Origin of the sequence: Ruegeria sp. HKCCSP351 (assembly GCF_017872535.1) — a bacterium.
Taxonomy (GTDB): domain Bacteria; phylum Pseudomonadota; class Alphaproteobacteria; order Rhodobacterales; family Rhodobacteraceae; genus Ruegeria.
Genome location: NZ_JAEDOV010000001.1, coordinates 159,634 through 172,458, shown reverse-complemented (window position 1 = coordinate 172,458; position 12,825 = coordinate 159,634). Strand labels below are relative to the sequence as shown.

Below are 12,825 nucleotides of genomic sequence, written 5' to 3'. Positions count from 1 at the left end.
ACAGGATGTCACTTGGCGCAGGGGGTGGAACCGAACTAGGGTCTGCCCGAGATGATGAGAGGCGCCATGACTGACAGTTGTGACATCCTGATTTCCGGCGGTGGAATCGCCGGTCTGACCGCAGCGGCGGCGTTTGGAACCGCCGGGTTTGACGTGGTGTGTGTAGATCCCGCGCCACCGATCACCGAACGGGATGTGGACGGGTCTGACCTGCGCACCACCGCCTTTCTGCAACCTGCGCGCGGCCTGCTGGAGCAATGCGGCCTGTGGGCGCGGCTGGATGCCCATGCGGCCCCCTTGCAGATCATGCGTATTGTCGATGCCGGGGGAGACGTGCCCGAACCCCGCGTCATACGCGATTTCAACGCAGCCGACATTTCCGAGCAACCGTTTGGCTGGAACCTGCCCAACTGGCTGTTGCGCCGGGAGATGGTCGCACGGCTGGCAGAGCTGCCGAATGTCGATTTCCGCCCCGGCACCGGGACCGTCAGCCTGTTCACCCGCACTGCCGAAGCCCGCGTTGGCCTGAGCGACGGCAGCCGCATCCGCTGCAAGCTGGTGCTGGCCGCAGATGGGCGCAACTCACCCATGCGCGAGGCCGCCGGTATCAATGTGCATACAACACGGTATGGGCAGAAAGCGCTGGCGTTTGCGGTGACGCATCCTATTCCGCACGAGAATGTCTCGACCGAGATACACAGATCTGGCGGGCCGTTCACATTGGTTCCGCTGCCAGATTGGCAGGGGCAGCCCTCGTCCGCCATCGTCTGGATGGAGCGCGGCCCGAAGGCCGTTGACCTTTTAACCCTTGATGCCGAAGCATTTGAGGCTGCGATGACGGAACGGTCCTGTGGCCTGTTTGGCCCCTTGAAGCTGGCATCGCGCCGGACCATCTGGCCGATCATCAGCCAGTCCGCGGAACGGTTGGCGGGTGAGCGTATTGCCCTGATGGCCGAAGCCGCGCATGTGGTGCCCCCCATTGGCGCGCAAGGGCTGAACATGTCATTGGGCGATCTGCGCTGCCTGCTGGATCTGGCGCAGTCCCGGCCCGAAGGTCTGGGCGACGCGCAGATGCTGGACGCCTATCACAAGGCGCGCCACACCGAGATCGAGATGCGGGTCAAGGGGATCGATTTGCTGAACCGCGCCTCGATGATCGAGGCGCGCCCGCTGCGGGATGCGCGCGCAATGGGGCTGAGCGCGCTGTATTCCCTGCCGCCTGTACGCAAGACGTTGATGCAGATGGGCCTTGGCGTTCGCTAAGGCCCGACCCGTTTACAGAACCTGATCCAGCACACGCTTCAGGCGCGCGATGGTGGCGTCCACATCATAAAGCTTGTCCAATCCGAACAGGCCCAGACGGAAGGTGCTGAAGCCTTCGGGTTCATCACATTGCAGCGGCACCCCGGCCGCGATCTGCATCCCCAGAGCGGCAAATTTCTTGCCGTTCTGGATTTCGGGGTCCGAGGTGTAGCTGACCACAACGCCGGGTGCGCCGAAACCGTCAGCCGCCACCGAGACAATGCCATAGTCCTTCAACATCGCCCGCACGCCGTCGCCCAGTGCCCATTGCGCCTTGCGCAGCTTTTCGAACCCGTATCCCCTGGTTTCTGCCATGGTATCGCGGAAGGCCAGCAGCGCATCGGTGGGCATCGTGGCGTGATAGGCGTGACCGCCATTTTCATAGGCCTGCATGATCTGGCGCCACTTCTTCAGGTCGATGGCGAAACTGTCCGAGCTTGTCTGTTCCAGACGCGCCTCGCCCCGTTCGGACAGCATGACCAGACCGGCGCAAGGCGATGCGCTCCAGCCCTTTTGCGGTGCCGAGATCAAGACGTCGACACCGGTGGCTTTCATATCCACCCAGGCACACCCGGATGCGATGCAATCCAGCACCATCAATGCACCCACCTCATGCGCCGCGCTGGCCAGGGCGGTCACATAGTCATCCGGCAGAATGACACCCGCCGCCGTTTCAACATGGGGAGCGAACACAACGCCGGGTTTCTGTTCGCGAATCGTTGCGACGACCTCGTCAATCGGTGCGGGCGCAAAGGGGGACGGGCTGGAATTTCCAGTCTCGCGCGCCTTCATCACGGTGGTTGAGCTGGTCAGGGCACCGCTTTCGATGATCTGGCTCCAGCGGTATGAAAACCACCCGTTCCGAACCACAAGAACATCCGCCCCGCGCGCGAATTGCCGGGCGACCGCCTCCATCGCATAGGTGCCGCCGCCCGGAATGACGGCCACCCCGTCTGCCTTGTACACCTCTTTCAGCATGGCCGAGATATCGCGCATCACCCCCTGAAACTTTTGGGACATGTGGTTCAGCGAGCGATCGGTGAATACGACCGAGAATTCTTCGAGCCCGTTCGGGTCAACGTTTTTCAGCAAGGCAGGCATATGGCGTCCTTTCAATATCGTCAGTGCAGTCTTGGTCTGTTTCCCTTGGCCAGTAAAGCCGTTTCCCAACAAAAAGTGACGTCACGGAATGCAGGCAAAACCGGCCTGTTCGGTGCTGTATGACGCTGGGAACACGAGAAAATGACGCCAATCAGTGTCACTTCCCCTTTACACTTCTGCTTGCTTCTGAACAGATGCGCACACTTTTTACTTGAAGGGATATTTTTCCTGTGACGATACAAAAGCGTATTAACTTCCAGTCCGTTCGAGATGAAGTAAAACGACGTATTGAAAGCCGCGTGTGGCCTCAGGGATCTTTGCTGCCGACCGAAACGCAACTGGCCGAAGAATTCAATTGCGCCCGCGCGACGGTGAACCGTGCCCTCAGGGAACTGGCCGATCAGGGTTTCATCGAACGCAAGCGCAAAAGCGGCACGCGGGTCAAGAAAGAGCCCAGCAAACACGCCAAGCTGGAATTCTCGCTGGCGCGGCAGATGGTCGAAAGCCAGAATGCCGTCTATCGCTATGCGCTGGTGGAACGGACTGTCGAGGCCTGCCCCCGCTGGCTGTCCTCTCAGCTTGATGTCCCCGCCGAGACGCGGGTTCTGCATGTCGTCTGTATGCATTACGCGGACAACCGCCCGTTCCAGCTTGAAGAGCGCTGGATCAATATCGAAACCGTCCCCGATGTGGAAAACGCCGACCTGACCCAGCAAGGACCGCATGAGTGGTTGCTGAATGCCGCTCCGTTCAACGATGCCGAGGTTGCGTTCTGCGCGATTTCCGCTGACGCAAGGCTGGCGGAATTCATGGGCACCACGGCGGGCGCGTCGATGATCCAGATGGAGCGCACCACCTGGAAAGAAGACAAACCGATCACGTTTGCCCGCCTGACCCATCATCCCGGATATTACATCCGCACCAGATATTAAGGCACGTCACCCAATCGGACCGGGCAGCCGTTCCTCGCTCAGCAGGACGTTCGCCTCGACATCGCCTGCGCCGGGCAGCGTCATGATCCGGCGCCGCAACACGCGTTCGAAATCGGACAGGTCCCGCGCCACAACACGCAAGCGGTAATCGTACAGCCCCAGAACATGCTCGACGGTCTGCACTTCGGGGATGGCGCTGACGGCGCGTTCGAAATCCTCAAGGCTGATCTGGCCCTTGCGCGCCAGCTTGACCCCCAGAAACACGGTCACGCCGAACCCCAGCGCCTCGGCATTCAGACGCAGCCTTCGGCCCTTGATGATCCCGGCGTCCTCCAACCTGCGGATACGCCGCCAGGTGGCGGGCTGAGACAGGTTGAACCTCCGACCCAGGGCACCTGCGCTTTGGGTGGCGTCCTGTTGCAACGCGCGCAGCAGACGGCGGTCAATCTCGTCCAACTCGATCATACCGGCAACACCTCGTCCCGTTTGACCCGTGCGATATGCATCAGCGCTTCGATATCGGCGATATGCGGCAGGGTCAGGATCCGGTCCCGATAAAGCTGCTGATAGTGCTTCATATCCCGCGCTATCACCGACAGGCGGACATCCACCCGGCCCAGAAATGTCTGGATTTCGATCACTTCGGCCACGTTGCGGGCCTCTTCCATAAACTCGTCAAAGGCGCGGGCCTGTGTCTTGTCCAGCGTGATCCGAAGCGAGACTTCGACCGCATAGCCCACCGCGGCCCAGTCGATCACCGCCTCCTGCCCTTCGATAATCCCGGCCGCCTGCATCTTCTCCAGCCTGCGCCAACAGACACCTGCGCTGATCCGGCACAGATCGGCCAGTTCCGCAGTGGTCAGGCTGGGGTTCGCCTGAAAGTGGCGCAAAATGCGCCGGTCGATATCGTCAAGCATGATTTTTTCAGTATTTTCCGTTTTCAGGAATTATTCTTCATCTTTTTCGCAAATACTCAAGCCCAACCCTATCGCCAATCGGACGCACGGCAGGTAGAACCGCCCCAACCAAACCAGAAAGGACCGGCAAAATGCGCGTCTATTACGATCGCGATTGCGACATCAACCTGATCAAAGACAAGAAAGTGGCTATCCTGGGCTATGGCAGCCAGGGCCACGCCCATGCGCTGAACCTGCGCGACTCGGGCGCCAAAAACCTGGTCATCGCCCTGCGCGAAGGCTCGCCCTCGGCCAAGAAAGCCGAAGCGGAAGGTCTGCAAGTGATGGGCATCGCCGAAGCGGCTGCCTGGTGCGACGTCATCATGTTCACCATGCCCGACGAATTGCAGGCCGAAACCTACAAGAAATACGTTCATGACAACATCAAGCCCGGTGCCGCCATCGCGTTTGCCCACGGTCTGAACGTCCATTTCGGGCTGATCGAGCCGAAAGACGGCGTTGACGTCATCATGATGGCCCCCAAAGGCCCTGGCCACACCGTGCGCGGCGAATACACCAAAGGCGGCGGCGTGCCCTGCCTGGTCGCGGTTCACAACGATGCAACCGGCAAGGCGCTGGAAATCGGCCTGTCCTACTGCTCGGCCATCGGTGGCGGCCGCTCGGGCATCATCGAGACCAACTTCCGCGAAGAATGCGAAACCGACCTGTTCGGCGAACAGGCCGTTCTGTGCGGTGGACTGGTCGAACTGATCCGCTGCGGCTTTGAAACTCTGGTCGAGGCCGGTTACGCACCCGAGATGGCCTATTTCGAGTGTCTGCACGAAGTGAAGCTGATCGTTGACCTGATCTATGAAGGCGGCATTGCCAACATGGATTACTCGATCTCGAACACGGCTGAGTATGGCCAGTATGTCACCGGTCCGCGCATCCTGAAATACGACGAGACCAAGGCCCGCATGAAAGCGGTTCTGGACGACATCCAGCAGGGCAAATTCGTCCGTGACTTCATGCTGGAAAACGCCGTTGGCCAGCCGACCATCAAAGCGTCGCGCCGCGCCAACGACGAGCATATGATCGAAGAGACCGGCGCTAAGCTGCGCGGCATGATGCCGTGGATCTCGGCCGGCAAGATGGTCGACAAAGAAAAGAACTAAACCTGACGGATGTCAGTCAAAGGGCGGCCTAAGCGGTCGCCCTTTTTCGTTTCTAGACCGTATTGGCAAAGCATTCGCCCAGTACGAAATCCCATCCCGTATCGTAGCCGCCGCGCTTTTTGGGCGCTTCATCTGCCCAGACATCCCAGCCGGAATGCGTCAGGGTGACTTTTGCCTGCCCCGAACCGCAATCCTCAAAACGCACATCGACGCGCGTAGGAGACCCCTTGTTGGTGCCCGGATGCCAGGTGAATGCCACGGATCGGCCGGGGTCAATCGCCAGCACCTGACCCCAGTCGGCACGGGTTCCGTCGAACATGACCTCATAAACTACGCCACCGATCCGGGGTTCAATAACCACGTCCCTTGCCGGTTGTCCCTGCGATGCGGAAACCGCGTGGCTGTCCAGCGGCCACCATGTCCCGATGCGGTTGACGAAGATGTCGAAAGCACGCGCAGCTGAGGCACTTACGACAATTGTTTTGACAATCGGGTCTGTCATGGCCTCTCTCCCGCTCTGGTCACCTCATCTGCAAAGCTGTTCATCACGTCGGTCCAGTACCGGTCGAGCCATCTGCGCAGCTCTGCCAGCCCCTCGGGGCGCACCGCATAGATCCGGCGCGTCCCTTTCGCGTGGCATGTCACCAGCCCGGCATCCGACAGCACCTTGAGATGTTGCGAGACGGCCGGTCGGCTTACCGGCAGCTTTGACGCAAGTTCGCCCACTGCCTGAGGCTGGCTGGCGACGGCTTCGAACACCTGCCTGCGGGTTGCATCGCCTAAGGCTGAAAATGTCATTTCGTAAGTCATTGCTTACGGTAAGTACAAACTAACGTTAAGTCAAGATCAGCCCGTGACACCGGCGCGCACGCGGGATAAGGGGATGGAATGGTTGAACAACCCACGAAGCAGGACTGGAGCGGCGTTTTCACGCTGGGGCTTATTTGGGGCGGCACATTCATGGTCGTCGCGATGGCTTTGGAAGGCTATGGCCCGATTACCGTGGCGACATCGCGCACCACATTGGGGGCGGTGACGTTGCTTGTCCTGATGCGGATCACCGGTCGCCGCATGCCGGTACTGACACCCGCGCTGACAACGTCAATCCTGCTGATTGGCGTGTTGTCGACTGCGGTGCCTTTCATGCTGCTTAGCTGGGGACAGCAATATGTACCCTCGGCCTTTGCAGGACTGTCCATGGCTGCAATTCCGCTGATGGTGCTGCCGCTGGCACATTTCTTTTCAGATGAGCCGCTGAACCTGCGTCGGTTTCTGGGCGTGTGCCTTGGGTTTTCCGGCGCATTGGTCCTGATCGGACCCGGTCTGGCAAAGCTGGGTCAAGGAACCGAGCCGCTGGCGCAGCTGGCCTGTGTCTCGGCTGCCCTCTGTTATGCGTCGACATCGATCCTGACGCGGCGCTGCCCGCCGGTCGAGCCGCTGGCGCTGGCCGCGCTGACCCTGCTGGTCGGCGCTGTTCTGCTGGTGCCCATCATGCTGCTGATCGAAGGTGTTCCCACGTGGCAGGGCAACCGCCCATCGCTGGCCCTGATCGTGCTTGGCCTGATCCCCACAGCATTCGCCAACTTACTGCGGGTTTCGATCACCCGCAGCGCCGGATCGGTGTTTTTGACACTGGTGAATTATCAGGTGCCGATCTGGTCGATGGTGTTCGGGGCCTGGATCCTGTCGGAGGCCCTGCCCCTGCGGTTCTACGTCGCCCTGGCCCTGATCCTGACGGGCATGGCCATCAGCCAGTGGTTCAGCCTGCGCAAGGTTCTGTTCGGGCACTAGCCTGTGGCGGCTTCGACCTCGGCCACGATGCTGTCGACGACCTGTACCAGCAGCGCGTCATCCTCGCATTCGGCCATAACACGGATCAGCGGTTCGGTGCCGGATTTGCGGATCAGCAACCGGCCCTGCCCGTTCAGCCGCGCCTCGGCATCGGCAATGGCGGCTTTAACGCTTTGAACTTCAAGCGGAGTTTGGCCGCTGGCATAGCGGACGTTCTTCAGCAGCTGCGGCACAGTTTCGAATTGCTTGGACAAGTCCGAGGCTTTGCGACCGGACAGAACCATCTCGGCCAGGAAATGCAGACCGGCCATCAGGCCATCGCCGGTGGTGGCATAATCGCTCATCACGATATGACCGGATTGTTCACCGCCCAGGTTGAAGCCACCTTCGCGCATACGTTCGACCACATAGCGGTCGCCGACGGCTGTGCGTTCCAGCCGCATACCGTGTGACGAGAGGTGCCGTTCGAGCCCGAGATTGGACATCACGGTGGCCACAAGGGCATTGCCTTTCAACTGCCCGGATTTTTTCCAGGCCGTCGCCAGCAGCGCCATAAGCTGATCGCCATCGGCGACCTGACCGGTTTCGTCGACGATAACGACCCGATCCGCGTCGCCGTCCAGACAGACACCAACGTCAGCGCCATGTGCCACGACGGTTTCGGCAGCCAGTTGCGGCTTGGTCGATCCGCAGTTGAGGTTGATGTTCTTCCCGTTGGGCGAAATCCCGATCGGGATCACGTCTGCGCCCAGTTCCCAAAGAACCTCGGGCGCGGTGCGGTGGGCGGCGCCATTAGCACAGTCGATCACCACCTTCAGGCCATCCAGACGCACATCGCGCGGCAGCGAGGATTTCACACGCTCACCATATCTGAACCGGGCGTCATCAACACGACGCGCCCGTCCGATATTCTGGGCCTGAGCAGGCCGGACACCTTCGTCGATCAGCTTTTCGATGTCGATCTCGGCCTGATCGGACAGTTTATAGCCGTCGGGGCCAAAGAACTTGATGCCGTTGTCCTCTGCCGGGTTGTGGCTGGCCGAGATCATGACACCCAGATCGGCCCGCATCGACCGGGTCATCAAACCCACCGCAGGCGTGGGGACCGGCCCCAGCAACAGCACATTCATTCCCGTCGACGTCAAACCGGCGGTCAGCGCGTTTTCCAGCATATAGCCGGACAGGCGCGTGTCCTTGCCGATGACGACCCGGTGCACACCGGTCGCGTCGCGTCGGAAATAGCGCCCCACCGCAGCCCCGATGCGCAACGCCATTTCCGCCGTCATCGGATGCGTGTTGGCCGTGCCCCGCACCCCGTCGGTTCCGAACAGCTTGCGCATTGGTGTCACTCCGTGATTTTCCGTGAGACCGGATTACCGGACAGCGGCCCATAGGCGCAAGGCCTGAGCGGTCTCGGCGACGTCGTGAACGCGAATGATCTGCACGCCCTGGGACAATCCGGCCAAAGCCACGGCAATTGAACCCGGCGCGCGGGCAGTCTTGTCGGGCTCCCGTCCAATCGTTCCGATAAAGCCCTTGCGGGACACGCCCAGCAGGATCGGGCAACCAAGCCCGTGAAACAGGCTGAGATTGCGCAGCAAGGTCAGGTTATGATCCTCGGTCTTGCCGAAACCGATGCCCGGATCGACGATGATCAGGTCGCGCCGAAGCCCCAGGCTTTCCAGCAGAGCGATCTGGGTTTCGAGGAAGTCGTAAACATCCAGCAACACGTTGTCGTAAATGGGGTTTTCCTGCATCGTGGCCGGATCGCCCTGCATATGCATGACGCAGACAGGTGTGCCCTTGGCGGCGCAGAACGGTGCCAGTTCGGGATCGAACGTGAACCCCGAGACATCGTTGACCAGCCCCGCGCCCGCCGCACACGCCGCTTTGGCGACGCTGGCTTTGCGGGTGTCGATTGAAATCAGGGCATCCGTTTGAGCGCGAATCGCCTCGATCACCGGGCGGGTGCGGGCAATTTCCTGATCTGCCGGAATGAAATCCGCGCCCGGGCGCGTTGATTCCCCGCCGACATCCAGAATGGTGGCCCCATGCGCCACCATCCGGGCGGCGGCATCGCGGGCGGCCTCGACCGAGCTGTGAACGCCCCCGTCCGAGAAACTGTCAGGCGTGGCGTTGAGAATGCCCATGATATGTGGCGCCTGCATATCCAGCCCGGCGATGGGTGCGCGCGGGCCGGTCAAGCGCTCCAACGCCCCACTGGGAATGCCCGATGCCGCCATGATCTGCGGAGCGGCATCGCGCCCAAGCGCCTCGACATGGGTAAACCACAGGGATTGACCGGCCAGAGTATACGCACCAGCGGGCCGGGTCTGGCCGTGCTGAACCAGCGGTCTGAAATAGATGCTCACAATTGGGCCTGATCCACGGCCACAGCCCGCAGGGGGGTTTTGGGCGCTTTCGGCAATTCGCCGCCGATAACCATCATTTCACTGGCTTCAAAGGTCGCGGCAAACCATGCGGCCAAAGCCACGGCGTCGGAGGGCGCGGCGGACGGACCATCCACCGCGTCCAGAACGATCTTGGACGGGGCCCAGACGCAGATCTGGCCGTTTTTCATGGCCCAGTCCAGTTCCGTCCGGGTTGAAACCACCTTGCAGCGGTGATCGCGCGCGGCCAGAACCCACGCGTTTTGCTCGATCGCCAGCAGGTCAATCCGGCGCTGTGTCATTGCGTGGCCGGTTTGCGGCGCAGCCAGGTCTGACGCCCCCACACACAGGATCAGCGGGCGTTGGCGGTTCTGCAACTGGTCGATCCACCCGGTCAGATTGTCCGAGGCGATGGCGTCGTTCGACAGGTAGACCAGACGGGGATGCGGGCGGTCTTCCTCGGTCACGTCGTGATGAACCGAGTCTTTCCCGCGCACGATCTCGACCCCCAGAGCGCCCGGACCACGATCCAGTTTTTCGATGCGAACAAAGACCCTTACAGCCTGAGGTTCATGCAAGATACGTTCGGCCACACGCTCGGCCAGGGTTTCAAGCAGGTTCAGACGCTCGGCCGCGAGCTCATAGGCAATGGATTCCGTCACCCGGTCATAAGACAGGATGCGATCCACATCGTCGTCAATCGGGTCGGTCAGAGGCCGGACTTCGACGACGATATTGAAACAGATCCGCTGGGTTGTTCCCCGCTCGGCCTGAAACGCACCGATTTCAACCTCGACAATATGGTCGCGCAGAGAAATGCGGTCCAGCGGCCCTCGGGGCGAGGTCGCCTCGGACCGTTCGGACGGGTGCGCAAATGCCAGTCGGATTTCAGAACTCATGGGTCCGGCCTTTTCGGCTTGTTGCAGGGCTTGCCCACTATAGGCGTTGCAAGCGCCTATAACATTCAAACAAACGCCATTCCAACCGCCGAATGCGGCGTCAGGTGACGCGAAACCAGCTCATCATACCCGAAGCGGCATGGCCCAGCATATGGCAATGCAACAGCCAGTCCCCCGGATTATCCGCGACCAGCGCGATCTGGCGGGTTTGTCCCCGATCAACCAAAACAGTGTCGCGCCACGGGCCAAGCGATCCGTCCGGCTGGATCAGTCGGAAGTGGTGGCCGTGCAAATGCATGGCATGTGGAAAGACTGTTTCATTGACAAACTCGATCCTGTGAAGGCCCCCGGTCCGGGCGTCCAGAAACGGGTCGGTCGGGCGTTCCGCATAACCGTTCAGGGCCCAGAACCGGCCCAACTGCGCCAGTTCCTGGCCTGATAATTCAGTGTCCCCGATCCGGGCGCTGTCCAGCCAGCGCATCGCCCCGCCTTGCAGCGACATCCGGTGCAATGGTGCGGATGAGACATCCTCGATGACTGGCAAAGGGTTGGGCGGCAGCGCTGACACGCCTTGTCGCGGCGCGGGTGCGAGGGGTTCGTCGACATCGAACCGAACGATGCCAAAGGCACCGTCGCGTTCAACACTCACCAGACTTGCCGTATCACCCCCAGCCACGACATCCACAACAAGATCGATGCGTTGTGCAGGGGCGATTGGGAAAGCCCCCGACAATGGGATCGGCGTTTCCAGTGGCATACCGTCAAGGGCGACGATCCACCCTGACAACCCATCGAGATTCAGGTCAAAAATCCGCGCGTTGGAGGCGTTGATCAGGCGTAGCCGGAGACGGTCGTTCCGTCGCGCCTGAACGCGCGGGTCAAGGGATCCGTTGACAGTGATGATATTGCCCAGTCGGCCAGCGTGGCTGAGATCATGGCCATTGTCGAAATCATCCGTGATCTGGGCGGTTTCCGGATCAAGCCGCCAGTCGTCCAGCATCAGCACCAGATCCTGATCCACATCGGGGGCAGCAGTTTCTTCGACGATCAGCGGCCCGTAAAGCCCGCGCGCAACCTGTTCCATTGACTGGTTATGCGCATGATACCAATAGGTCCCTGCGTCGGGAACGACGAAGGAGTAATCAAAGCTTGCGCCCGTCTCGACCGCGTCCTGTGTCAGGCCGGGCACGCCGTCCATGGCGTTTTCAATGCGAATGCCGTGCCAATGGACCGACGTTGCTTGCGGAAGCTGGTTCATCAGGGTGCGCTGGATGCGGTCGCCCTGCCTGACACGCAGTTCAACGCCGGGGACAGACCCGCCATATGTCCAGACTGCCGTTTCAGGATAACTTGCAGGCGCGATCGGGTGTTTGGTTACACGCGCATTAAGCGGTGCAAAACCCGCGCTGGCCACACGCGGCATCAGCAATGCTGCTGCAGCCGTTTGCAAAAGGTGTCTGCGGTTCAAAATCATTACGGGCCTCCTGGCCCGCAATATAGGGTGCAACCTGCCCCACGCCAGCAAGCTTCCAGCGCGGGTGCGTCAATCAGTTGCTCGCTGTCCGGTAGTTGTGGCGGTAAAAAACATGCACGCCGATTTTCGCCGTCTGTTTATAGACCCGCGACCAGGATGGGCGAACCGACGTCGTGTGATAGTGCGTCGCCCCTTCGGTCAACTCATCCGCCACGCCATCAATGGCTGCCCGCGCGACTTTTGCCACACGCTCATACGCCGTTTTCTCGTGGATGATTTCTTTGCGGCCATCACAGGTGTATGTGAACTGGCACTGGTATTTCTTGCCGGTCCCCTGATGGATCACCCCGCACAGGGAATCCGGGAAACGGCTGCTTTTGACCCGGTTCAGGATCACTTCGGCAACCGCGAACTGGCCGCGCACGCTTTCGCCGCGCGCCTCGAAGTACAGGGCTTCGGACAGGCATTTCCAGTTTTCGCCGCCCGTGGCCTTTGGTTGCTGGTCAAGCCAGTCTTTGGAGAAGGACACTTCGACAGGTTCGGCCGCCTTGCGGGGCTGGAACAGCTTGAAATAGTCCCGAAAACTTTGCGCCGGCAGCTCGCTGCGGGCGACAAGTTCTTGCTTTGCAGTATCAGTCGCTTCCTTCTCGGCGAAGGACGCACTCGGCAGCACGGTTGCCGCCACTGCGGCAACAGCCAATATGTAACGTAGCATCAGATAACCTCGCACAGGCACATCACGCGCCATACCCTCCCCCGGCGGGCGCGACGAGGCTGATACCCCAGACTGGCGCAAAGGTCCAGTATCTAGAAAAAAGCAAGTGGAAAATCGCCCGTGGCGAAAATATTTTTCGCCTACGAGTGA

14 protein-coding genes are annotated in these 12,825 nt (G+C 60.7%); 4 read left to right on the top strand and 10 right to left on the bottom strand.

Annotation, left to right across the window (positions count from 1 at the left end):
* Nucleotides 1-66: 66 nt before the first annotated feature.
* Nucleotides 67-1,263 (top strand): UbiH/UbiF family hydroxylase, encoded by a 1,197-nt coding sequence (locus I9182_RS00855; RefSeq protein WP_209595879.1) that lies wholly within the window; start codon nt 67-69, stop codon nt 1,261-1,263.
* 12 nt (nt 1,264-1,275) lie between these two features.
* Here I9182_RS00855 and I9182_RS00850 read toward each other — a convergent pair whose 3' ends face one another.
* A complete protein-coding gene (locus I9182_RS00850; protein WP_209595878.1) occupies nt 1,276-2,403 on the bottom strand; it encodes an aminotransferase class V-fold PLP-dependent enzyme in 1,128 nt (375 codons plus the stop codon).
* 317 nt (nt 2,404-2,720) lie between these two features.
* Between I9182_RS00850 and I9182_RS00845 the strand changes: the two genes are divergently transcribed.
* Nucleotides 2,721-3,335 carry a GntR family transcriptional regulator gene (locus I9182_RS00845; RefSeq protein ID WP_245222453.1) on the top strand — a complete coding sequence of 205 codons (615 nt, stop codon included), beginning with the start codon at nt 2,721-2,723 and terminating at the stop codon, nt 3,333-3,335.
* Between the two features lie 6 nt (nt 3,336-3,341).
* On the opposite strand, the gene I9182_RS00840 is transcribed toward I9182_RS00845, so the two are convergent.
* Both I9182_RS00840 and I9182_RS00835 read right to left on the bottom strand, forming a co-directional pair.
* Nucleotides 3,342-3,800: an Lrp/AsnC family transcriptional regulator gene (locus I9182_RS00840; RefSeq protein ID WP_209504239.1), complete on the bottom strand. Its 459-nt coding sequence runs from the start codon at nt 3,798-3,800 to the stop codon at nt 3,342-3,344.
* Nucleotides 3,797-4,252 carry an Lrp/AsnC family transcriptional regulator gene (locus I9182_RS00835; RefSeq protein WP_209595876.1) on the bottom strand — a complete coding sequence of 152 codons (456 nt, stop codon included), beginning with the start codon at nt 4,250-4,252 and terminating at the stop codon, nt 3,797-3,799. Before I9182_RS00835 ends, I9182_RS00840 begins: the two co-directional genes overlap by 4 nt.
* Nucleotides 4,253-4,383: 131 nt before the next feature.
* Between I9182_RS00835 and ilvC the strand changes: the two genes are divergently transcribed.
* A complete protein-coding gene (gene ilvC / locus I9182_RS00830; RefSeq protein WP_209504241.1) occupies nt 4,384-5,406 on the top strand; it encodes a ketol-acid reductoisomerase in 1,023 nt (340 codons plus the stop codon).
* A 52-nt stretch (nt 5,407-5,458) separates the two neighbouring features.
* Here the strand turns inward: ilvC and I9182_RS00825 are convergent, their stop codons facing one another.
* Together I9182_RS00825 and I9182_RS00820 are read right to left on the bottom strand one after the other, a co-directional pair.
* Nucleotides 5,459-5,908 carry an SRPBCC domain-containing protein gene (locus I9182_RS00825; RefSeq protein ID WP_209595875.1) on the bottom strand — a complete coding sequence of 150 codons (450 nt, stop codon included), beginning with the start codon at nt 5,906-5,908 and terminating at the stop codon, nt 5,459-5,461.
* Nucleotides 5,905-6,216, bottom strand: a complete 312-nt coding sequence (locus I9182_RS00820) for a metalloregulator ArsR/SmtB family transcription factor (RefSeq protein ID WP_209504243.1) — start codon at nt 6,214-6,216, stop codon at nt 5,905-5,907. Before I9182_RS00820 ends, I9182_RS00825 begins: the two co-directional genes overlap by 4 nt.
* 78 nt (nt 6,217-6,294) lie before the next feature.
* On the opposite strand from I9182_RS00820, the gene I9182_RS00815 reads away from it, so the two are divergent.
* Nucleotides 6,295-7,197 (top strand): DMT family transporter, encoded by a 903-nt coding sequence (locus I9182_RS00815; RefSeq protein ID WP_209504244.1) that lies wholly within the window; start codon nt 6,295-6,297, stop codon nt 7,195-7,197.
* On the opposite strand, the gene glmM is transcribed toward I9182_RS00815, so the two are convergent.
* The 5 genes from glmM to I9182_RS00790 all read right to left on the bottom strand — a co-directional run bounded on the left by glmM (nt 7,194) and on the right by I9182_RS00790 (nt 12,675).
* Nucleotides 7,194-8,537, bottom strand: coding sequence for a phosphoglucosamine mutase (gene glmM, locus I9182_RS00810; protein ID WP_209504245.1), 1,344 nt, complete (start codon nt 8,535-8,537; stop codon nt 7,194-7,196). The two genes, I9182_RS00815 and glmM, sit on opposite strands and share 4 nt — an antisense overlap.
* Before the next feature lie 33 nt (nt 8,538-8,570).
* Nucleotides 8,571-9,569, bottom strand: a complete 999-nt coding sequence (folP, locus tag I9182_RS00805) for a dihydropteroate synthase (RefSeq protein WP_209595874.1) — start codon at nt 9,567-9,569, stop codon at nt 8,571-8,573.
* On the bottom strand, nt 9,566-10,486 hold the full coding sequence (locus I9182_RS00800; protein ID WP_209504247.1) for a dihydroneopterin aldolase: 921 nt from the start codon (nt 10,484-10,486) through the stop codon (nt 9,566-9,568). The genes folP and I9182_RS00800 overlap by 4 nt, the downstream gene beginning before the upstream one ends.
* A gap of 100 nt (nt 10,487-10,586) precedes the next feature.
* The gene (locus tag I9182_RS00795; protein WP_209595873.1) at nt 10,587-11,960 is read right to left on the bottom strand and encodes a multicopper oxidase domain-containing protein; all 1,374 of its coding nucleotides are present in this window, start codon (nt 11,958-11,960) and stop codon (nt 10,587-10,589) included.
* A 73-nt stretch (nt 11,961-12,033) separates the two neighbouring features.
* Nucleotides 12,034-12,675: a cell wall hydrolase gene (locus I9182_RS00790; RefSeq protein ID WP_209595872.1), complete on the bottom strand. Its 642-nt coding sequence runs from the start codon at nt 12,673-12,675 to the stop codon at nt 12,034-12,036.
* Between the last annotated feature and the right edge of the window lie 150 nt (nt 12,676-12,825).

What these genes read in the sequence shown, in the direction of transcription:
- I9182_RS00855 (WP_209595879.1), top strand. Translation starts at nt 67, where the DNA reads ATGACTGACAGTTGTGACATCCTGATTTCCGGCGGTGGAATCGCCGGT.
- I9182_RS00850 (WP_209595878.1), bottom strand. Translation starts at nt 2,403, where the DNA reads ATGCCTGCCTTGCTGAAAAACGTTGACCCGAACGGGCTCGAAGAATTC.
- I9182_RS00840 (WP_209504239.1), bottom strand. Translation starts at nt 3,800, where the DNA reads ATGATCGAGTTGGACGAGATTGACCGCCGTCTGCTGCGCGCGTTGCAA.
- I9182_RS00835 (WP_209595876.1), bottom strand. Translation starts at nt 4,252, where the DNA reads ATGCTTGACGATATCGACCGGCGCATTTTGCGCCACTTTCAGGCGAAC.
- ilvC (WP_209504241.1), top strand. Translation starts at nt 4,384, where the DNA reads ATGCGCGTCTATTACGATCGCGATTGCGACATCAACCTGATCAAAGAC.
- I9182_RS00825 (WP_209595875.1), bottom strand. Translation starts at nt 5,908, where the DNA reads ATGACAGACCCGATTGTCAAAACAATTGTCGTAAGTGCCTCAGCTGCG.
- I9182_RS00820 (WP_209504243.1), bottom strand. Translation starts at nt 6,216, where the DNA reads ATGACTTACGAAATGACATTTTCAGCCTTAGGCGATGCAACCCGCAGG.
- I9182_RS00815 (WP_209504244.1), top strand. Translation starts at nt 6,295, where the DNA reads ATGGTTGAACAACCCACGAAGCAGGACTGGAGCGGCGTTTTCACGCTG.
- glmM (WP_209504245.1), bottom strand. Translation starts at nt 8,537, where the DNA reads ATGCGCAAGCTGTTCGGAACCGACGGGGTGCGGGGCACGGCCAACACG.
- I9182_RS00800 (WP_209504247.1), bottom strand. Translation starts at nt 10,486, where the DNA reads ATGAGTTCTGAAATCCGACTGGCATTTGCGCACCCGTCCGAACGGTCC.
- I9182_RS00795 (WP_209595873.1), bottom strand. Translation starts at nt 11,960, where the DNA reads ATGATTTTGAACCGCAGACACCTTTTGCAAACGGCTGCAGCAGCATTG.
- I9182_RS00790 (WP_209595872.1), bottom strand. Translation starts at nt 12,675, where the DNA reads ATGCTACGTTACATATTGGCTGTTGCCGCAGTGGCGGCAACCGTGCTG.